The sequence below is a fragment of the Martinezella calliandrae genome (genome assembly GCF_030272695.1).
GTDB lineage: Bacteria > Pseudomonadota > Alphaproteobacteria > Rhizobiales > Rhizobiaceae > Rhizobium > Rhizobium calliandrae.
This window is the reverse complement of sequence record NZ_JARFYN010000072.1, coordinates 1-19168: the sequence shown is the minus strand read 5'-3', so window position 1 is coordinate 19168 and position 19168 is coordinate 1. Positions and strand designations below refer to the sequence as shown.

The 19168-nt window shown below is 59.3% G+C and carries 19 protein-coding genes and 4 pseudogenes; 12 read left to right on the top strand and 11 right to left on the bottom strand.

From position 1 onward, the window contains the following. The first annotated feature begins 10 nt into the window (after positions 1-10). A complete protein-coding gene (locus tag PY650_RS32380; RefSeq protein WP_285884019.1) occupies positions 11-1327 on the top strand; it encodes a D-amino acid dehydrogenase in 1317 nt (438 codons plus the stop codon). A 103-nt stretch (positions 1328-1430) separates the two neighbouring features. On the opposite strand, the pseudogene PY650_RS32375 reads toward PY650_RS32380, so the two are convergent. From PY650_RS32375 to PY650_RS32365, 3 genes and pseudogenes are all read right to left on the bottom strand, one after another. Then, positions 1431-1603, bottom strand: a pseudogene (locus tag PY650_RS32375) (ATP-binding protein); the annotation flags it as partial. Then, positions 1593-1864: pseudogene (locus PY650_RS32370) on the bottom strand (IS21 family transposase); the annotation flags it as partial. The pseudogenes PY650_RS32370 and PY650_RS32375, both read right to left, overlap by 11 nt. A gap of 44 nt (positions 1865-1908) precedes the next feature. After that, positions 1909-2565: a dihydrofolate reductase family protein gene (locus PY650_RS32365; RefSeq protein ID WP_285884018.1), complete on the bottom strand. Its 657-nt coding sequence runs from the start codon at positions 2563-2565 to the stop codon at positions 1909-1911. Positions 2566-2887: 322 nt separating this feature from the next. On the opposite strand from PY650_RS32365, the gene PY650_RS32360 reads away from it, so the two are divergent. The 5 genes from PY650_RS32360 to PY650_RS32340 all read left to right on the top strand — a co-directional run bounded on the left by PY650_RS32360 (position 2888) and on the right by PY650_RS32340 (position 9333). Further along, positions 2888-4777 carry an ABC transporter ATP-binding protein gene (locus tag PY650_RS32360; protein ID WP_285884017.1) on the top strand — a complete coding sequence of 630 codons (1890 nt, stop codon included), beginning with the start codon at positions 2888-2890 and terminating at the stop codon, positions 4775-4777. A gap of 2 nt (positions 4778-4779) precedes the next feature. After that, positions 4780-6681 (top strand): ABC transporter ATP-binding protein, encoded by a 1902-nt coding sequence (locus tag PY650_RS32355; RefSeq protein ID WP_285884016.1) that lies wholly within the window; start codon positions 4780-4782, stop codon positions 6679-6681. A gap of 255 nt (positions 6682-6936) precedes the next feature. Further along, complete coding sequence (locus tag PY650_RS32350; protein WP_285884028.1) at positions 6937-7443, top strand: winged helix-turn-helix transcriptional regulator; 507 nt, start codon at positions 6937-6939, stop codon at positions 7441-7443. Between the two features lie 21 nt (positions 7444-7464). Continuing rightward, a complete protein-coding gene (gene fabF / locus PY650_RS32345; RefSeq protein ID WP_285884015.1) occupies positions 7465-8730 on the top strand; it encodes a beta-ketoacyl-ACP synthase II in 1266 nt (421 codons plus the stop codon). Positions 8731-8910: 180 nt separating this feature from the next. After that, complete coding sequence (locus PY650_RS32340) at positions 8911-9333, top strand: DUF4864 domain-containing protein (protein WP_285884014.1); 423 nt, start codon at positions 8911-8913, stop codon at positions 9331-9333. Positions 9334-9425: 92 nt separating this feature from the next. Here the strand turns inward: PY650_RS32340 and PY650_RS32335 are convergent, their stop codons facing one another. Both PY650_RS32335 and PY650_RS32330 read right to left on the bottom strand, forming a co-directional pair. Continuing rightward, positions 9426-10214 carry a cell wall hydrolase gene (locus PY650_RS32335; RefSeq protein WP_285884013.1) on the bottom strand — a complete coding sequence of 263 codons (789 nt, stop codon included), beginning with the start codon at positions 10212-10214 and terminating at the stop codon, positions 9426-9428. Positions 10215-10446: 232 nt separating this feature from the next. Beyond that, a complete protein-coding gene (locus PY650_RS32330) occupies positions 10447-10884 on the bottom strand; it encodes a VOC family protein (RefSeq protein WP_285884027.1) in 438 nt (145 codons plus the stop codon). A gap of 288 nt (positions 10885-11172) precedes the next feature. Here PY650_RS32330 and PY650_RS32325 point away from each other — a divergent pair. Then, positions 11173-11349, top strand: a pseudogene (locus PY650_RS32325) (transposase family protein); the annotation flags it as partial. Between the two features lie 117 nt (positions 11350-11466). Here PY650_RS32325 and PY650_RS32320 read toward each other — a convergent pair. Further along, on the bottom strand, positions 11467-11880 hold the full coding sequence (locus PY650_RS32320) for a hypothetical protein (RefSeq protein WP_285884012.1): 414 nt from the start codon (positions 11878-11880) through the stop codon (positions 11467-11469). Positions 11881-12109: 229 nt separating this feature from the next. Here PY650_RS32320 and PY650_RS32315 point away from each other — a divergent pair, with 229 nt between their 5' ends. Together PY650_RS32315 and PY650_RS32310 are read left to right on the top strand one after the other, a co-directional pair. After that, positions 12110-13201: a helix-turn-helix transcriptional regulator gene (locus PY650_RS32315; RefSeq protein WP_285884011.1), complete on the top strand. Its 1092-nt coding sequence runs from the start codon at positions 12110-12112 to the stop codon at positions 13199-13201. A 106-nt stretch (positions 13202-13307) separates the two neighbouring features. Beyond that, positions 13308-13734: pseudogene (locus PY650_RS32310) on the top strand (transposase); the annotation flags it as partial. A 68-nt stretch (positions 13735-13802) separates the two neighbouring features. Here the strand turns inward: PY650_RS32310 and tgt are convergent. The 5 genes from tgt to coaD form a co-directional block, all read right to left on the bottom strand. Continuing rightward, a complete protein-coding gene (gene tgt / locus PY650_RS32305; RefSeq protein ID WP_285884010.1) occupies positions 13803-14933 on the bottom strand; it encodes a tRNA guanosine(34) transglycosylase Tgt in 1131 nt (376 codons plus the stop codon). 6 nt (positions 14934-14939) lie between these two features. After that, positions 14940-16025 (bottom strand): tRNA preQ1(34) S-adenosylmethionine ribosyltransferase-isomerase QueA, encoded by a 1086-nt coding sequence (queA, locus tag PY650_RS32300; RefSeq protein ID WP_285884009.1) that lies wholly within the window; start codon positions 16023-16025, stop codon positions 14940-14942. A 75-nt stretch (positions 16026-16100) separates the two neighbouring features. Next, entirely contained in the window at positions 16101-16610 is a 510-nt protein-coding gene (locus tag PY650_RS32295) for a peptidylprolyl isomerase (RefSeq protein WP_285884008.1), read from the bottom strand. A gap of 29 nt (positions 16611-16639) precedes the next feature. Then, positions 16640-17212: a peptidylprolyl isomerase gene (locus PY650_RS32290; RefSeq protein ID WP_285884007.1), complete on the bottom strand. Its 573-nt coding sequence runs from the start codon at positions 17210-17212 to the stop codon at positions 16640-16642. Positions 17213-17248: 36 nt separating this feature from the next. Then, positions 17249-17752 (bottom strand): pantetheine-phosphate adenylyltransferase, encoded by a 504-nt coding sequence (gene coaD / locus PY650_RS32285; protein ID WP_285884004.1) that lies wholly within the window; start codon positions 17750-17752, stop codon positions 17249-17251. A gap of 215 nt (positions 17753-17967) precedes the next feature. On the opposite strand from coaD, the gene PY650_RS32280 reads away from it, so the two are divergent. The 3 genes from PY650_RS32280 to PY650_RS32270 all read left to right on the top strand — a co-directional run bounded on the left by PY650_RS32280 (position 17968) and on the right by PY650_RS32270 (position 18609). Next, positions 17968-18180, top strand: coding sequence for a hypothetical protein (locus tag PY650_RS32280; RefSeq protein WP_285884003.1), 213 nt, complete (start codon positions 17968-17970; stop codon positions 18178-18180). Between the two features lie 95 nt (positions 18181-18275). Next, positions 18276-18434 (top strand): hypothetical protein, encoded by a 159-nt coding sequence (locus PY650_RS32275; RefSeq protein WP_162950149.1) that lies wholly within the window; start codon positions 18276-18278, stop codon positions 18432-18434. Between the two features lie 40 nt (positions 18435-18474). Beyond that, entirely contained in the window at positions 18475-18609 is a 135-nt protein-coding gene (locus PY650_RS32270; RefSeq protein WP_285867535.1) for a hypothetical protein, read from the top strand. Positions 18610-19168: the final 559 nt, after the last annotated feature.

Genomic DNA, 19168 nt, shown 5'->3' with positions numbered 1-19168 from the left:
AGAGGGTATCATGAAAGTTCTAGTTCTCGGGGCCGGCATCATCGGCGTAACGTCCGCCTACCAGTTGGCGAAGGCTGGCCATGAAGTGGTGGTCGCTGACCGCCAGACCGGTCCCGCGCTGGAAACGAGCTTCGCCAACGCGGGGGAAATCTCGTTCGGCTATTGCTCGCCGTGGGCCGCGCCCGGCATCCCGCAGAAGGCCCTGAAGTGGATCTTCATGGAGCACGCGCCGCTAATTCTTCGTCCGAAGTTCGACGCCGCGATGTTGTCGTGGATGATGAAGATGCTCGCGAACTGCACGTCCGAGCGGTACGCGCTCAACAAGAGCCGCATGCTGCGGCTGGCCGACTACAGCCGCATCGCGCTGGCCGACTTGAGGGCCGAGACCGGCATCGCATATGACGAGCGCATGCAGGGCACCCTTCAGCTCTTTCGGACGCAGGCGCAGCTCGACGCCTCCGCGAAGGACGTGAAGGCGCTCGCGGCGGACGGCATTCCCTACGAGGTTCTCGATCGGGACGGCTGCATACGGTACGAACCCGCGCTGGCACATGTTCGCGACAAGATCGTCGGCGGCCTGCTGACGCCCAAGGACGAGACCGGCGACTGCTTCAAGTTCACGAACGCCCTCTCGAAGAAGGCGGAGGAACTTGGCGTCCGCTTCTCCTATGGCACAACCATCAAGGGATTGGACGTCGAATCCGGGCGGGTCCTCGGCGCCCTGACCGATCGCGGAAAGATTCCTGCCGACGCCGTGGTCGTTGCCATGGGAAGCTACTCGCCGCTGCTGCTCAAGCCCTTTGGCATCAAGCTCCCCGTCTATCCCGTGAAGGGCTACTCACTGACCATTCCGATCACGGACGCCTCGAGGGCGCCGGAATCGACGGTGATGGACGAAACCTACAAGATCGCCATCACGCGCCTTGGGGACCGCATTCGCGTCGGCGGCATGGCGGAAATCTCGGGGTATACCAACGATCTCGGCCAGGCGCGCCGGAAAACTCTGGAGCATTCGGTCACCGATCTGTTCCCGGGCGGTGACCGCTCCAAGGCCACGTTCTGGTCCGGGCTCAGGCCAATGACTCCCGACGGCACACCTGTGATCGGTCCTACGAAGATCGAAGGCTTGTATCTGAATACTGGTCATGGGACGCTGGGTTGGACGATGAGTACCGGATCGGCCCGAGTTGTCAGCGATATGGTCAGCGGCAGAAGGCCTGAGATCGAGGCGGATGAGCTGGCGATTGCTCGGTATCAGCATAGCGCGGCCCGGCCAAGTGTTCATCAAGGTGGTGGTTTGGCGGATACCGCCGGCAAAACAGTGTGACTGCTAGTATTCTCGACCTGACACCGCGACGACAGCATGCCCGGCGCCGCCGCGGTCCACGAACTGAACTGCTCGAGGAATATTCTGAGATGCGGCAGCCATAGCGGACCTCGCGCTCGGCCATTTCGGCCCTTAGCAACTGAGACAGGATGGTCATGGCCGCATCAAAAGCTGGAGCCCCTGCTCGATTAAGTCCGTTACGGCCTGGGTCATGCCATACATCTTCAGGCTACGGAGCATGATAATGACGGCCGCACTGGCAGGATCATGACCGATGGCAACCTCCTGCGATCCGGAAACGCAGACCATCATTGCGTTCGACATTCGCCTGGGGTTCGTGAAGCAAGGTCAGTGACTGTGGCGTGTCGATGTCCCGACCGTCGGTCGTCTTGCTGTCGATCAGCCGGTACAACAGATTTAGCACATGTGTCTTGGTCGCTTCGCCCGCGTCCAGGGCCAGTTCAGTTCCACCGCCCCGACGTCGACCTGTTCGTCGCGGTGCAGAACGAGAGCAAGGATATCGAGCATCTCGCGGTCTCGACAAATGCGGATCCCCAGCGCGATCCTGCAATCATTTGCGATCAATCCAAGCTCTGGCGGCGCCGGATCTCAGCCTCGGACGGGTCCTTTTGCGCAAACGAGCCCGTCTTAACTTCGCCGGCGGGCTCGTAAGTTGCCATAATGACGCCGCTTGGAAACGATTGCGAGCGGCTGAGTTTCAAGGCGGCGGGAACGGTGCCGTCACCGAAAAGCCGTTTGCCCTTGCCGAGCACCAAAGGGAAGATCAGCAGAGTGTATTCGTCGATCAATCCATGGCGAAGCAGGGTCTGAATAAGATTACTGCTCCCCTGGATCAGGAGATCCGGCCCCTCGCCCTTCTTCAACTCCGTCAGCGCCGCCGCGACATCGGCACCGAGTGATCGGCTGTTGTTCCAGCTAAGCGTGATATCGCCCCGGGTCGCAACATATCTGGTGACCTTGTTGAACAGCACGGCAATAGGGTCGTCTTCATCGGCGTAGGGCCAATGGGCGGCAAAGATATCGTAGGTCTTGCGGCCAAGCAAAAGGTCGAACGGCTTGTGGAACATTTGGCCCAAGGCTGCGCCGGTCGCTTCGTCGAAATAATGGAATGTCCAACCGCCGAACCGGAATCCGCCGGTTGGATCCTCCTCCGGAGTGCCCGGCGCTTGCATGACGCCGTCAAGGCTGACGAATGTGGCTGCAACGATCCTGCGCATGATGTCCTCCATGAACTTTGGGTCGATCCAAGGACGTTTCCCTTTGAGTAAAACCGACACGCGATCGGAATTTTCTGTCTAAAGCTTTACATCACTGCCGACCGCGCCTGCCTCCACGATGCCCGAGCGCAAATTCGCGACCCCGTGACACAATCGAAGACCGCCCTTCACCGAACACGCAATCTAACGTCCAGGTAGCACTTGTGACCAATAGACTCTTGAATGACGGGCCGGAATCGGCGACATTCGTCCTACCATTATTTCCTTTGCGGTCCGAACCCGGTTTCTGGTCCGCCTCGTTCGAAAATGCCTGGATAAAAGCGTGAGCAGCGATTCATCAAGAAGCGCCGCGAAGCCATTGGCTTCGTTGGCGCATGTCAGCGCGGCCGGTTGGGGTCGGGGTCTCTCCACCATCGTGCGGATCACGCATATGACGCTGCACCATCCCTGGCAGACTGGCTTTGCGATCGGCGCGACATTCGTTGCGTCGACGCTCCAGCTCTCGATCCCACGCCTGCTCGGCCGCGCGGTCGATCAAACACAAACGGTGGTTGCCGGTGGCGCAGCCGGGCAGCTCGCGGAAAATGCATTGTTGACGACTGCGCTGCTCCTGCTGGTCGTCAGCATCCTGCGCGGCCTTTTCACGATGGTGCAGAACTATTACAGCGAAGCCGTCGGGCACCATATGGGCTACGAGCTGCGGCTCGCCTGCTACGAAAAGATCCAGCAACTCTCCTTCAGCTTCCACGACACCGTGCATTCCGGCGATCTCATTACTGTCGGCCTGCTCGATCTTGAGGGCGTGCGCATGTATTTTTCGACGGCGCTGGTGCGCATGGTGCTGCTCACCATGTTAATCGGCGTCGGCGCTTACATGCTGCTGTCGACTGATGTCCTGCTCGGCCTTTTGGCGCTGAGTTTCGTACCCTTTGTCGCCTGGCGCTCGTCGGTGACACAGCTGCGATTGCGTTCGACCTGGCTCGACCTGCAGGAACGGCTCTCGGTACTGACCCGCGTGATGGAAGAGAACCTCGGCGGCATTCGTGTCGTACGCGCTTTCGCCGCGCAGGCTCATGAACTCATGAAGTTCGACAGGGCGTCGCACAATGCGCTCACGCTCGCCCACAAGCGCGTCGGCATTCGCGTCGTCAATACCAGCGCCATGAACTTCTCCTTTTTCGCGGCCATGGGCCTTGTGCTCTGGGTCGGCGGCAACAAGGTGATTGCAGGCGAGATCAGCGTCGGCACCCTCGCCTCATTTTTGACCTTCATGACCATTCTGCAGATGCCGGTGCGCCAACTCGGCCTGATGGTCAACGCGTTCGCCCGTGCGTCGACCTGCGGCTCGCGCCTGTTTGCCCTGCTTGACCTCGACATTGCCATCAAGGATGCTCCGGACGCCAAGCCGCTTGCCGTCACGGACGGTGTTCTGCGCTTCGAAAATGTCGGCTTCGCCTATCCCGGCCCGGAAAAACGCCCGATCCTCAGGAATATCAGCTTTGAGGCGCGGCGCGGCGAGACAATTGGCATCGTCGGCCCCCCGGGCAGCGGCAAATCCACCATCGCCCATCTGATTCCACGCTTCTACGACGTTGCATCCGGCCGCATCACGATCGATGGCCAGGACATCCGCAAGGCGACACTGCAGTCGCTACGCCAATCCGTTGCCGTCGTACAACAGGATTCCTTCCTATTCACCACCAGCATCGAAAACAATATCGCCTATGGCGATCCCTGGGCAAAGGAACAGCGCATCGAGCGCGCCGCCGGTTCCGCCCAATTGCACAACTACATTCTCGGCCTGCCGGCAGGCTATACCACCGTCGTTGGCGAACGTGGCGTGTCGCTTTCCGGCGGTCAACGCCAGCGTTTGACGATCGCGCGCACGCTCATGCTGAAGCCGGCGGTGATGGTATTCGACGATTCCACCGCCGCGATCGACGCCGCAACCGAGCAACGTATCCGCAGCGCCATGAAGCGCTTTGCCCGCGACCGGGTGACCCTCATTGTCGCCCACCGGCTAAGTTCGCTGATGCATGCCGACCAGATCCTGTTTATCGAAGACGGTGAGATCGTCGAGCGTGGAACGCATGAACAGCTTCTTGCCGCTGGAGGGCGGTACAAGGCGCTGTACGACCTGCAGGTTCGCCCGGATGACGAAGTCTCGAAGGCGCCTGCTAACAAGGTCTCATCGGCGAAAAGGGAGGCCTGACAATGTCGGAAACCACTGAAACCGAGCGCAACGATGTGCGCGAGGACGGGCGGCGCCCTCCCCGTGCCGTGGTCGGCTCGCATCGCGTCGAGGAAGAGATCTTCGGTAAGGTCTTCGACGGCAAGATCATCCGCCGCATCTGGACCTTCGTCAGTCCCTATCGACGCCAGATCTACATCTCGATCGGGGCGGTGCTTCTCTTCACCGGGTCGCAGATCGTCATACCGCTCGTCATCCGTTACGCGATCGACCACGCGATGGCGCCTGGTGCGACCGACTATACCGCGCTTTGGTTGGCCTTGGCGATTTTCGCGGCGGCGATCGTCGTCAACTACGCTGCAAGCTACGTGCAGGAGACATTTGTCGGCGAGGTCGCTGAAGACGTGCTTTTCGATATCCGCCGGGCGATGTTTGCGCATCTGCAACGGGTTTCGCTCTCCTTCATGGACAAGACCGAGGTTGGTCGGCTGATGTCGCGCCTTCAGGGCGACGTCAACTCCATGCAGGAATTCCTTGAAACATCTGTGCTTTCCGTCGGCGATATCGCCCTGCTCTTCGGCATCGTCGTCGTCATTCTCTCGCTGGACTTTCGGCTGGGCCTGCTGACGCTTTCGGTCATGCCGATCCTCTTCATCGTCCGCCTGTTCTGGCTGCCGAAGGCGCGCGTCGCCTTCATGAACGCGCATGAGACCAACTCCGTCACCAACGGCGCATTGGCCGAGGCGATCCACGGCGTGCGCGCGGTCCAGGGCATGCACCGGCAGAGCGTGAATTTCGGCCTTTTCGACGACAAGGCGCATACGAATCTCAAGGCACATTTGACGGCCGCGAGATACGCACAGGTGATGGTGCCGATCGTCGACACGCTGACGGGCATGGCCATGGCTATCGTCATTATCGTTGGTGGTTCGATGGTGCTGAACCACAAGCTCGATGTCGGCATCATGGTCGCCTTCCTGTTCTACATTCAGCGTTTCTTTGACCCTATCCGCTCGCTCACCATGCAATATTCCGTCATGCAGCGCGCCATGGCCTCCGGCCAGAGGCTAACGGACGTGCTCGACGTGCCCATCGACATCAAGGATGCGCCGGACGCCAAGGTGCTGTCGCCGGATATGGACGGCTCGGTCGAATTCCGCGATGTCGTCTTCGGCTACAATCCGAAACATCCGGTGCTGAAGAATGTCAGCTTCAAGGTCAATCCCGGCGAGACCGTAGCGCTGATCGGGCCGACCGGTTCGGGAAAATCGAGCTCCATGGCGCTGATCCATCGTTTCTACGACGTGCAACAGGGCCAAGTACTGGTCGGCGGCCATGACGTGCGCTCCCTCACCCAGGATTCGCTTGGCCGGCAGATCGCCATGGTGCTGCAGGAGCCTTTTCTGTTCACCGGCACGGTTTTGGAGAACATTCGCTACAACAAGGCAGAGGCGACGCGCGAGGAGGTCGTCGAGGCTGCGCAAGCGGTCGGCGCACATGAGTTCATCATGCGGCTTACCGACGGATACGACACTGTGCTCGGCGAGCGGGGCGGCGGTCTGTCGCTCGGCCAGCGCCAGCTCGTCAGCTTCGCCCGCGCGCTTGTCGCCGATGCGAAGATACTCGTGCTCGACGAGGCAACCGCGAATATCGACAGCTATACTGAAATGCTGATCCAGAAGGCGCTGGTGAAGCTGCTCGAAGGCCGCACCGGGCTTGTGATTGCGCACCGCCTCGCCACGATCCGCGAGGCCGACCGCATCATCGTCTTGCAGAACGGCCAGCTGATCGAAAGCGGCAACCACCATCAGCTCATGGCCAATGGCAAGCTCTATTCGAAGCTCTATAACCTGAACTATGCCTCTTTCGACGACATTCCCGAGGAGGAAGTGACCTCATCGGCGCCGGCGGAGTCGCATACGTAAGCTCTGGATTACCGTAGATCGGCCCTCCTGGGGCTCCGGTGCACCGGCCCCGCGCTCGTTATGACAGAAAATCTATCCCGTCTCGTCTGTCTGTTTGTCTGTCGAGACTGATCTTGTCGCTTCACCACTCTTAACGGCTGATGCTCATCTTTGGCGAGGCAGTGAATGTCCCAGCTCACCATCGAGCTGGCCGTCACTTTGCATCGTTTTTAGTGACTTGCATGATGATAGTTACTCATGCTATTCGCCTCGCCCATGCAGAGAACAAGCTTCAGCGCCTTCAAATGTCCCGCCGCCCGTGCGCTCGAAAGCGTTGGCGACTGGTGGAGCATTCTGATCCTGCGTGATGCGCTTCAGGGTCTGACACGCTTCGATGAGTTCCAAAAGAATCTGGGTGTTGCACCGAATATCCTGACACGGCGGTTGAAGCATTTGACGGATGAGGGCCTGTTCGAGCGACGCCTCTACAGCGAACGGCCGCCGCGCTACGACTATGTGCTGACCGACAAGGGGCGCGACTTCTTCCCCGTTCTCATGGCGCTTTTTGCCTGGGGCAACCGGTATTTGCCGCCTGAGGAAGTCGCGATGCGCATTGCCGACGCAACGACCGGCGAGGATCGCGATCCCCTGCTCATTGATCGCATCACTGGCCGCGCTTTTCACCCCGAAGATACGGTTCTGGTACCCGGGCCGGCCGCGGATGAGACCGTCCATGAACGGATCGCGCAGATGAAAGCATGGTTCCTGGGCTTCGACGCCTGATAAAGATAGGAGAACCTCACTATGGATCGCATCGTCGTAACGGGCATAGGCCTGGTTTCGCCACTCGGCGTCGGCGTCGAACGTGCCTGGAAGCGGCTGGTCGAGGGCCGCTCGGGTCTTAGAACCCTGCCTGAGACAATGGTCGGCGATCTCGCCGCCAAAATCGGTGGCGTCGTACCGAGCCTCGAGGAAGATAGCGAAGCCGGTTTCGATGCCGATCGCTACGTACCGACAAAGGACCAGAAGAAGATGGACCGCTTCATCCTCTTCGCCATGGCTGCTGCCGAAGAAGCAATCAAGCAAGCAGGTTGGCAGCCGACCGACCTCGAACAGCTCGAGCGCACCGCAACGGTCATTGCCTCGGGTATCGGCGGCTTTCCGGCGATCGCCGATGCGGTGCGCACGGCTGAGACGCGCGGCGTGCGGCGGCTGTCGCCCTTCACCGTCCCCTCCTTCCTCGTTAACCTGGCGGCCGGTCAAGTCAGCATTCGCTATGGCTACAAGGGACCGCTCGGCGCGCCGGTGACGGCATGCGCGGCAAGCGTCCAGGCGATCGGCGATGCGGCGCGGCTCATCCGTGCCGGCGAAGCCGATGTAGCGATCTGTGGTGGCGCGGAGGCCTGCATCGACAAGGTGAGCCTCGGCGGCTTTGCGGCGGCACGCGCGCTTTCCACCGGTTTCAGCAACCGGCCGGAAGAAGCCTCTCGCCCCTTTGACGCCGGCCGTGATGGTTTCGTCATGGGCGAAGGCGCCGGCATGCTGGTGATCGAGACGCTCGACCACGCCCTTGCCCGCGGCGCCACGCCACTTGCCGAGCTCGTCGGCTACGGCACCGCCGCGGATGCCTATCATATGACCGCAGGCCCTGAAGACGGCGACGGTGCGCGCCGGGCGATGCAGGCGGCTCTTGCCCAGGCCCGCATTTCACCTCGTGAGGTCAAACATCTCAATGCACATGCCACCTCGACGCCGGTCGGCGATCGCGGCGAGATGGAGGCGATCAAGACGGTGTTCGGCCGTGACGGCGCTATTGCGGTCAGCGGTACGAAAGCGGCGACGGGCCATCTGCTGGGTGCTGCCGGTGGCCTGGAAGCGATCTTCACCATCATGGCGCTGCGCGATCAGATCGCACCTCCAACTCGCAATCTGCAGGCGCCAGACCCGGCTGCCGAGGGCATCGATATTGTCGGCGTGACCGCCCGTCCTATGGCAATAGAATATGCCATCTCCAATGGTTTCGGCTTCGGCGGAGTGAATGCCAGCGCTCTGTTCCGCCGCTGGCAATAGTCGGGCCTGGTTCTTCCGGCTGGCTTTGGATCAATAAATAGCCCGGCAGTGTTCGCGGTATCTTCGCTAAGCTTGGCGGGCCGTTTGGCGGCAAAAGACTGATTGCGACCACACTCCCGTCGTCCCTTTTGCAAAACTTAAAGCGCGCTATCTTTTCCGGGATATTGCCGGAGATTGACCATGCGCGCTTTATCTCTCGCCGCCTTCTGCATCATCCTCGCCTTTGCACCGACCGCACGAGCGCAGGATCCGGTACAGTCGGCGCAGACTTTGATCGAGGAACAGATCGACGCGTTCCTGCACAATGATGCAGCGGCCGCATACTCCTTCGCAGCCCCCGGCATCAAAGCGCTTTTCCCCGACAAGGACACCTTCTTCGCCATGGTGAAGAAGAGCTATCAACCCGTGTTCCACCCTGGCAACTACGCCTTCGGCAAGAGCCGTTCCATCGACAACGGTGCCGTCGTCTTTCAGGAAGTGTTGATCACCGGTTTGGACGACAAGGACTGGACGGCGATCTATGAGATCACGCGCCAGCCGGATGGCAGCTACAAGATCAATGGCGTGCAGATCCTGCCGAATACGTCGAGCGAGGGAATTTAAGCGAAATTCCCTCGGTCTGCGTAGCAGGCGCTGCCGAACGGTTGTTTTGCCTCAGCAATACCATTCAAATCGTCGTCACGTCGGGACGAGTTTTAGCCACCCGCCCTGCCGAAACCGACGGGCTGAACCGCCGCCCCATCGACCAAAGGCTTGGGCGCCGGAACGGCTACCGTAGAGGTTGGCACCGCGCTGATGCTTGCCGTCGTGGTCGGATCCAGCGTTGGAACGGGGATCTGGTCCCCGGTCGGCAACAAGATCGGAGATGGCGTTGTTGTGACCGCGTTCGTCGTCACCGTGTTCGTCGTCACATAGTTCATTGCAACTTCGAAAGCCGGGAGCGGCGCTGGCGTCTCAAGCGCTCCATCCAGCCCGCGTTTCTCATAGAACGCGTTTCCGCCGGCCACGGTAACATAGTGTATGTTGTTATAAGGGAATTTCAGGCCTTCGGTGTGGAAGAACATCGCATCCTTGACGTCTGGATGCCGTTCTCCACTCAAAACCTCCGACGCCGCTTGTTCGAGATCGGGTTCGGCCAGGTCGCTGACCGTCCTCGTCATCACGCCTGGCGCAAATTGCCTTTTTTGCGCGACGACGCCGCAAATCGATGAGGCGTAGGCACCGGAGGTCAGCCTGTTCATCACCACCGACCCCACTGCCATGTATCCATCATGGTCCGAGTGCTCGGACTCGAAATACATCGCTCGCTTCAAACAATCGCGATCTTTTGCTGTGTAGTTGTAAGTTACCTTCGTCGGTCGAACAGACTTCGAAGAGTTCCGGCTGGCCAAGGGTGCTTTCGCCACCGTCGTACAGCCCGTGGCTGCCAGTCCGACAAATATTAGTCCGGAAAGACAGGTCCCCAATGCGCGTTGCGCCCTCAACGGCAGGTGCCTCCTATTTTATTAGTGAGCCCTTATCGATAAAGTGGGAGGTTTTGTAGCCGAACTTTTAAGCAATTTCAAACGTAAAGCACCAAAAATATGACAAATGGATTTTATCAGCGGCCAAGGGATCGTTTCGCAATTGGCTATTTTCCAACGCGTTCCCGTCACCGCGCGGTCTCAGGCGGCCTTTTCAAAGAGCTGAAATATGCCGCCTGAAGCGCCTAATTCATCAGACGAAGATCGAGACATAAGACATTGCTGATATTATATATTCTAATTGAGCTGCTGGTTCCGGACGCCAGCCGACCTCGATCAAAATGCGTCCTGGAGCGAAGCAATAAAACAACCAACCGCCCCTCATCGCCGACGGTGGTTTCCAGATCTCGCAGCCGGCCAATTTGACGCGCTCGAATTGTGCGTCGACCGCAACGCGCGACGGCAGCATGAAGCCGATGTGATAGGTGTTGCGGCCGACCGATACGGAATCAGCTGCGCCGAACGCCTCGACGGGACGGCTGATGACCAGTTCGAGCCCCGCGTCGTCGCGCAGGATGGCACGGCCGTTCGCTCTACCTGTTTCGATTTCGGTGAAATCAAAAACGGAAACCAAAAAATCCCGCGTCGCGGCGACGTCGGGAACATGCAAATCCAAGTGATTCAGTCGCATGACAGCTCCAAGGGGTTTCCCCGCAGAGGCATGTCGCTCGAAACGGCCCACGCCAACGCGGGGTACTCGGCCACAATGACCAAGTTCCGCGTCGCGGGCCCTCACGCCAAGGCGTGGAGCAGAGCTTCCGGATGGAAGGGGTTGGGCCTACCGAAACCAACCCTGCCTTTTTCGACAGCTTCAATTAGCGCGAAATCGAGATGCGTTCAAGCGCAGCGCACTGACACTCCAGGGCAATCGCTTCAGCTTTGGAATTGGTTGTAGCGCGGAGCAGTAGGATTGTGATTCATGAAAAGCTTCGAATTGACGGAGCCGTTCACGCCAGCCCCTCACACTTCTTCACGCGCCATTCTCGATTATTTTTCGATGCTTTCCGATCCCCGGCAATGTTGGCGGGTGGTTTATCCGCTGCCGGAGGTTTTGATGCTCGTGCTGTGTGCGACGCTGAGCGGCATGGAGGATTTCGCACCAGAACCTTCACGATGTCGCCGTCGACAATAGTTCGATGACGACAATCAGAAATGCCTAATACAGAAAAGGGCTAGACCATAAATCGGGATCCAAGACCCGAATGCATGAGTCTCATCTGTTCTTTCCGTGGCCCTTCCCACCCGCACCTTGAGAGGAATGGCTGCCGCTCATGACATCGGCTGCAGGGGTGTCCGAGGCGACAATGGGGTTGGCGACATAGGGCTGGGCGGAAGCCGCGCTAAGGCTTTGACCGTATTGTTCGTGGCAGGTTACGGCTTTTCCACGACTGTCCTTGATAAAATACCCATCTTCCCGTGGATTCCAGACAAAGACCATGCCTCCACCCGTCAGTCGAATTGCCCTTTTGGGTCCCGCATCCTTGCGCATTTGAAAGATCTTCCCGCCGTATTCGAGCAGGGAGTTTTCGACGCGGAGAGTTTCGCCTGCGCCGGCGCACGATAGATAGGCGTAAGCGCAACTGCTGTGGAAAGAACCGGCAAGGACTAGAGCAATAAGTCGGTACACTTTGATCTCCTGCGTCTAGTGTGGAGCCCCTGTCACTGCAGAAGCCTACATCATGATGGCGATTGATCACGACTGGATCGGTTCGGTGCATAGAACCACCCTTCGCCACTCAGCAAAGCTGCCGCGAAGGCGTTCGACGGCTTAGAATATTTCGGTGCCGCTGGCCGCGCATATATCATTTGACATAAAGCTGCTATTTTTCGCTAGGGCAACTGAGGGAGGGGTAAAGATGAACTTCGACTTCGTCAGTAGGATCTACGAAGCCGCTGCCGTGCCTGAACTCTGGTCGGGCAAAGGAGTGCTGCACCAACTTGCGAGACGTGGAATATGCCAAAAAGGAGTTCTTTTAGCGGTCGCCCCCTCGGGGGATGTTCGGTGGCTGGGTAACGATGCCTCCGTTGAAGCGATGCAGGTCTATTCTCGCGACAGCTGGTTTGAGCACAACCCCTATCTTGCGAAGGCGCGCGTTCAGAAATTTAACGAGCCAAGATTCGTCAGGGATACCGAGGTGATGTCTCCGGAAGAGATGGAGACCAGCCCTTATTATCGGGGCTTTATGCGGCCCCAAGGCTTCTATTGGCATGCTGGAACCAACGTTTCTTCGCCAAGCGGAGACGTATTCAAATTCTCCGTGCATCGAAGCTTCGAGGACGGTCCGCTCCCTCAATACGCTGTCGACAAGCTTACGGCGTTTCGTCCCCATCTGGCGCGCGCAGCTCTGGTTGCCAGCCGCATCCGCTTCGAGCAGATCAGGACGGCGGTCAATCTCATCGACTCACTCGGGTTGCCGGCAGGTGCGACCCTGAACGGGCGGTTGGTGGTGGCGAACCAAGGCTTGCAGTCGTTGATCCCCAGCGTGATTGTGGACGGCCGCCAGCGCATGTCGTTTGTCTCCAAGGCGGCGAACACCAGATGGGGGAGGCTGCTTGAGTCGGGCGTCGATCGGTTCGGCGGGTCGTTCGCCGTGGAGGCGACCGAAGCCCATCCCGCGATGGTCGGGCATTTCTTGCCGATCATCGGCGCTGCGCAGGATATTTTCAGCGCGGCAGATCTGCTTCTTATCCTGGCTAGTTCGAAGCGCGAGGCGGCAATCGACACGGGCGTGCTGATGGCGCTTTATGATCTCAGCCACGCCGAGTCCGAAGTCGCGAAGGCTGTTGCAGAAGGCCGGAGCGTGGAAGAGATAGGTCAGGCGCGGCAGGTGTCCATCGGCACCGTACGAGCGCAGCTCCATTCTATTTTCGATAAAACCGGTACTGCTCGGCAGAGTGAGCTCTGCCGCTTGATCGTGGGGCTGGCGGCAGCCGCCCCCAGATTTTGACCTCTGAGCATTTTCGCAACTCGATGGCTTGGTTGCGAATGTCGATCCCCCAAAACTATGTAGAGCACGCCGCGACTTACATGCATTCCGTGGGCCTAGTCGGGCGGCCGCGCTGATGCTGGTTGGCATGCGCGAGCGCGCTGTTGCGGCACAGACGGGAATTGCCAATACGATCCGGGGCTATGCGGCCGAGTTCGGACTGACCGCGGCCAAAGGGATGAGCCATATTCCGCTGCTGCTGGAACGGCATCATGATGGATGATGCCGTTCCTGATCTGGCCCGCGATTTGTTCGCGTCTCTGGCTGAGGAGTTCGCCCAGGAGAGCGATCGCCTGAGGGAGCTGGGTGCAAAGCTGATGGCCTGGTATCGCAATAACGAATGCTGCCGCCGGCTTGCGAAGATTCCGGGCGTTGGCCCGATCGGCGCGGTTCTGCTGGTGATGAAGGCGCCGGCGCCGGAACAGTTTGCGTCCGGAAGGCAGTTCGCCGCCTGGATGGGGCTGACAGCAAGGGATCATTCAACCGCTGGAAAGGCCTCATCACTCAATCACAATATTAACCTGAAGCGATTCCCCTGACCGACACTCCAACCGCTCGTGCATCACGCCGGCTCCAGATCGCCCCTTGCCCAATTCTCTTGGGTCTCGGCCATGAAATCGGCAAATCGGCCTTCGGCGATCGCCTGACGAATGCCCTGCATCAGTTCCTGATAATAGGCGAGATTGTGCCAGGACAGCAGCATGCCGCCAAGCGCCTCGTTGGCGCGAACGAGATGGTGCAGATAGGCGCGGGAATAGTCGCGCGAGGCCGGGCAGGTCGACTGGTCATCGAGCGGACGCATGTCTTCGGCGTGGCGCGCATTGCGGATATTCACCTTGCCGCGGCGGGTAAACGCCAGGCCGTGGCGACCGGAGCGGGTCGGCATGACGCAGTCGAACATATCGATGCCGCGGGCGACGGATTTCAGGATATCGTCGGGCGTGCCGACACCCATCAGATAGCGCGGCTTGTCGGCCGGCAGTTCCGGCAGGGTAAGCTCCAGCATGCGCAGCATCACATCCTGCGGCTCGCCGACGGCAAGGCCGCCGACGGCATAGCCTTTCAGGCCCATCTCGCGCAGCGCCTGTGCCGAACGCACCCGCAACTCCGGCACATCACCGCCCTGGACGATGCCGAACATCGCCTTGCCCGGCTGGTCGCCGAAGGCAACCTTGCAGCGCTCGGCCCAGCGCAGAGACAACTCCATGGCACGCTCGATTTCCTTTGGCGTCGCAGGCAGCGCCACGCATTCGTCGAGCTGCATCTGGATGTCGGAACCGAGGAGGCCCTGGATCTCGATCGAACGTTCCGGCGACATATGGTGCATGCTGCCGTCGACGTGCGATTTGAAGGTGACACCCTTCTCGTCGACCTTGCGCAGACCGGAAAGTGACATCACCTGGAAACCGCCGGAGTCTGTCAGGATCGGGTGCTGCCAGCGGATGAGCTCGTGCAGGCCGCCGAGGCGGGCGACGCGCTCAGCGGTCGGGCGCAACATCAGATGATAGGTATTGCCGAGGATGATATCGGCGCCGGTTTCTCGAACCTGATCGAGGTACATCGCCTTGACGGTGCCGACTGTGCCGACCGGCATGAAGGCCGGCGTACGGATCGTGCCGCGCGGCATGGAAACTTCGCCGAGACGGGCGCCGCCATCGGTCTTCTTCAACTGGAATTGAAAGCTCTCGCTCATTTCGTCTTAGTCTTTCCGGTAGAGCAGGCTGCCATCGCCATAGGAATAAAAGCGATAGCCCGTCTCAATAGCATGGGTATAAGCAGCGCGCATGGTATCGAGGCCGGCAAAAGCCGATACCAGCATGAACAGCGTCGAACGCGGCAAGTGGAAATTGGTCATCAAAAGATCGACCGCCTTGAAGCGGTAGCCGGGCGTGATGAAGATGCCAGTCGCGCCCGACCAGGCCTTGATCGTTCCGTCATCGCCGGCGGCACTCTCGATCAGCCGCAGCGACGTCGTGCCGACGCAGACGATGCGCCCGCCCCTCGCCTTCACAGCGTTTAGCTTCGCTGCAGTCGCCGCGTCGACGTAGCCGATTTCGAAATGCATCTTGTGGTCTTTGGTGTCGTCCGCCTTCACCGGCAAAAAGGTGCCGGCGCCGACATGCAGCGTCACGAAATGCCGCTCGACACCGATAGCGTCAAGCGCGGCAAACAGCGACGGTGTGAAATGCAGTCCCGCGGTCGGGGCGGCGACCGCGCCCTCCTCCCGGGCGTAGATCGTCTGGTAATCGGCACGGTCGCGCTCATCCTCGGGGCGCTTTGCGGCGATATAGGGCGGCAGCGGGATGTGGCCGACGGCGGCAATCGCCTCATCCAGCGCCGGACCGGAAAGATCGAAGCGCAACGTGATCTCGCCGCCCTCGCCCTTCTCCTCGACCACGGCGTCAAGAGCACCGAGGATGCTGACATTCTCGCCATGGCCGAACTGGATGCGATCGCCGATCTTGATGCGTTTGCCCGGTTTGGCGAAAGCCTTCCAGCGGTCGGGCGCGGCGCGCATGTGCAGTGTCGCCGATACCTGCTGGCCAGGCGCACCCTCGCGGTGACGAACACCTTCCAGCTGCGCCGGTATCACCTTGGTGTCATTGAAGACCATGGCGTCGCCGGGGCGCAGAAAGGATGTGAGATCCCGAACCTGATGGTCGCTCAGTACGTTTGCGCCATTATTCGGATCGACGACGAGCAGGCGCGCGCTGTCGCGCGGCTCGGCGGGTCTGAGCGCAATGCGCTCGTCCGGCAGGTCAAAATCGAAAAGGTCAACGCGCATTCTGGCAATCTCAGCAAAGCGAAACCCGCCCCTGACGCTTGAGGCGCAAGAGGCGGGCTTCAGGAACAATCACGATCAGACGTCGGCGGCAACCCGCGCCGAAACGATCGAGTCCGGATCACGCACCGGCTCGCCGCGCTTGATCTTGTCGACATTGTCCATGCCATCGATCACCTGACCCCAGACCGAATACTGCTTGTTCAGCCACGGCGCATCTCCAAAGCAGATGAAGAATTGCGAGTTGGCCGAATTCGGGTTCTGCGAGCGGGCCATCGAGCAGGTGCCGCGAATGTGTGACGTGGCGGAAAATTCAGCCTTCAGATCCGCCTTGGAGGAGCCGCCCATGCCGGCGCGGCCGGGATTGAAGCTTTCGCCGCCCTGCTTGCCGTACTGCACGTCGCCAGTCTGGGCCATGAAGCCGTCGATGACGCGATGGAAAACGACACCGTCATAGGCCTTCTCACGGGCAAGTTCCTTGATGCGGGCAACATGCTCGGGTGCTACCTGCGGCAGTAACTGAATGACAACCTGACCCTTGGTGGTTTCCAGGATGAGGGTGTTTTCGGGATCCTTGATCTCAGCCATTTTCGTTTCCTCTTCTCTCTTCTCGAATTTTACTTCTTGCCGACCGTGACCTTGACCATACGGTCAGGGTTGCTCACCTCGCCGTTCTGGCCTTCGCCGCGCTTGATCTTGTCGACGAGTTCCATGCCGGAGACGACCTTGCCGACGACCGTGTATTGGCCGTTCAGGAAATCGCCGTCAGCGAACATGATGAAAAACTGCGAATTGGCGGAATTCGGGTCCTGCGCGCGCGCCATGCCGACGGTGCCACGCGTGAACGGAACCTTAGAGAACTCGGCCGGAATATCCGGCAAATCGGAGCTGCCGGTGCCGGCCTTTTGAGGATCATACCCCTTGGCCATGTTGCCGTACTTCACGTCGCCGGTCTGGGCCATGAAGCCATCGATAACGCGGTGGAAGGCGACATTGTCGTATGCACCCTTCTTCGCCAGCGCTTCGATCTGCGCGACGTGCTTCGGGGCAACGTCGGGCATGAGCTGAATGACGACAGGGCCATCCTTGAGCTGGATCGTCAGAAAATCATCGGCCGCCGCCGAGAGGGCGCTGCCTGCGAAGGCGGCGAGGCTAAGAAAGCCTGCCAATGCGAAATGAAAGAGTTTCATGGGTGCTCCGTTTTGAAAATAATCTCGGCCGATCTTCTATTTGGCCGTATTTTTCAACTTGTCTGTCAGGGCTTCGAGAACCGCTGATGGCACGAAGGCGCTGACATCGCCGCCCATGGATGCGATTTGCCGCACCAATGTGGCGGTTATAGGCCGCGATGCCGTGCCGGCAGGCAGAAACAGGGTCTGAATATCAGGCGCCATCTGGCGGTTCATGCCAGCCATCTGCATTTCATAGTCAAGATCGGTGCCATCGCGCAGGCCCCGCACCAAGACGCTCGCGCCGTGTTTGCGCGCCGCATCCACGACCAGATTGTCGAAGGCGACGACAGAAATATCGCCTGCTTTTTGCGGCAGTGCATCGGCGAGCGACCGCTTGATCAGTTCTGCGCGTTCCTCGAAGGAGAAAAGCGGTATTTTGCCGGGATGAATGCCGATCGCCACGATAACCTTGGAGGCGATATTCAGCGCCTGCACAAGGACGTCCAAATGTCCATTGGTCATCGGATCGAAGGATCCTGGATAAAAGGCTATCGTCATACCAGAGGCCGGCCCGTTGTTTCGACGCCTTTTGTCACGGATAGGCTGGTATCGCAAGTCATTTACAACCCCGCGACCGCCTCTGAACATCAGATGAATGCAGCGTTCAAGCCTGTTTCAGATCAACAATGCTTTATTCGGGTCAACATCGAAACGGGCCGGTTCCAACGGCTCACCCGCCTCCGGTTCAGGAATATCAGGCCATGTTGGTCCTTATGGTTGCAGTCGCCATTATCGGCTCTTTCATCGTCGAATACGCCGTTCATCTTCTCGCCAACAATTACGAAATCGAGTGGGTGAGCGCCCGCGCCGAGCGAAATACCACTAATACTGCTCAAGAAATGGCCACCGCCATGCGCAAGACGCATCGCGAATCTGAACGCCAGATGAACAAGGCATTCAAGGTCTCTTCAGACGGGCGTTGGTAAATAGTGCCTCAACATACCGGCGGAACCATTCACGAGCCGCCGCGTTAAAAGCCGAAACCATCGATTTGCACATAGCGGTAAGAAGGAAACTGAGTATGCCCGACAAGATCACCCTTATTAACGTTGTTTGGATGACCATGATTTCGGGAATGCTTGCAGCGACGATTGCTCTTTACGATCAAAAGCCTGACCAGTCGAAGATCTATGGTCCCTTTGCTTCGGCTCGTCCGTTCGTTACCACAAGCCAGTATTAAGGGGCCTGAACGCTAGCTCCACGAGAGGAAGGGAGCGATCATGTTCACGATATTGACGGTGCTTACCCTCTTCATCAGCATCATGTTCATTGTGTCCGTCGCGTCCACCATCTCAGCGCTCTACCGCGAAAGCGAGGAGAGCAAGAAGCTGAACAAGCACCATAAGGTGCTCTGAACGATAACGTTCTGCGATATTCCCATCCCGAGTGCGGCCCTCCAAATCGCTCGGGTTATTTTGAACCGGACGCTCCCCCAAGCGTCCGGTTTTTTGTGTGCTTTCGCCACGCGCCACTCATTTCCGCAAGAAGCGCGGCAATCGCTTCAACCGTGCTATGGCTATCGAGCTTTGCAGAGGGATCGACATGCGCATCGTTCTTACGGGGCGGTTCCTCGATGCGGCTTGCGTCATCCGATTGCGCGCGAAAGGACTTGTCGCCAATTCGCGCAGCGAAGCTGGGCGTTGCCGAAATCGGCAGGCACCGTCCTCGCATGGCACTCCCGCTTCGGCTATGATGAAGTTTTCGCACAATTGCAGCGTGGAAGCCTGGAAGTTCTTCCTCCCTTTTCCCAAGGCAATAAGCAATCGGAATAGGCGCCCTGTTTTTTTGCAATGGCAGCACATCGAAACGCTGTGACATATCGGCATAGGGGGCGATCGTATTTGATCGCGCCCCTGCCACACCACCCGGCATGCGGGTCCGCACCGGGCGGTTCGAGAGATTGAGGTTAAGTGA

Bases quoted from the DNA above. Each gene is read 5' to 3' on its own strand.
- PY650_RS32380 (WP_285884019.1), top strand. From the start codon at position 11: ATGAAAGTTCTAGTTCTCGGGGCCGGCATCATCGGCGTAACGTCCGCC.
- PY650_RS32365 (WP_285884018.1), bottom strand. From the start codon at position 2,565: ATGCGCAGGATCGTTGCAGCCACATTCGTCAGCCTTGACGGCGTCATG.
- PY650_RS32355 (WP_285884016.1), top strand. From the start codon at position 4,780: ATGTCGGAAACCACTGAAACCGAGCGCAACGATGTGCGCGAGGACGGG.
- PY650_RS32350 (WP_285884028.1), top strand. From the start codon at position 6,937: ATGCAGAGAACAAGCTTCAGCGCCTTCAAATGTCCCGCCGCCCGTGCG.
- fabF (WP_285884015.1), top strand. From the start codon at position 7,465: ATGGATCGCATCGTCGTAACGGGCATAGGCCTGGTTTCGCCACTCGGC.
- PY650_RS32340 (WP_285884014.1), top strand. From the start codon at position 8,911: ATGCGCGCTTTATCTCTCGCCGCCTTCTGCATCATCCTCGCCTTTGCA.
- PY650_RS32330 (WP_285884027.1), bottom strand. From the start codon at position 10,884: ATGCGACTGAATCACTTGGATTTGCATGTTCCCGACGTCGCCGCGACG.
- PY650_RS32315 (WP_285884011.1), top strand. From the start codon at position 12,110: ATGAACTTCGACTTCGTCAGTAGGATCTACGAAGCCGCTGCCGTGCCT.
- tgt (WP_285884010.1), bottom strand. From the start codon at position 14,933: ATGAGCGAGAGCTTTCAATTCCAGTTGAAGAAGACCGATGGCGGCGCC.
- queA (WP_285884009.1), bottom strand. From the start codon at position 16,025: ATGCGCGTTGACCTTTTCGATTTTGACCTGCCGGACGAGCGCATTGCG.
- PY650_RS32295 (WP_285884008.1), bottom strand. From the start codon at position 16,610: ATGGCTGAGATCAAGGATCCCGAAAACACCCTCATCCTGGAAACCACC.
- PY650_RS32290 (WP_285884007.1), bottom strand. From the start codon at position 17,212: ATGAAACTCTTTCATTTCGCATTGGCAGGCTTTCTTAGCCTCGCCGCC.
- coaD (WP_285884004.1), bottom strand. From the start codon at position 17,752: ATGACGATAGCCTTTTATCCAGGATCCTTCGATCCGATGACCAATGGA.
- PY650_RS32280 (WP_285884003.1), top strand. From the start codon at position 17,968: ATGGTTGCAGTCGCCATTATCGGCTCTTTCATCGTCGAATACGCCGTT.
- PY650_RS32275 (WP_162950149.1), top strand. From the start codon at position 18,276: ATGCCCGACAAGATCACCCTTATTAACGTTGTTTGGATGACCATGATT.
- PY650_RS32270 (WP_285867535.1), top strand. From the start codon at position 18,475: ATGTTCACGATATTGACGGTGCTTACCCTCTTCATCAGCATCATGTTC.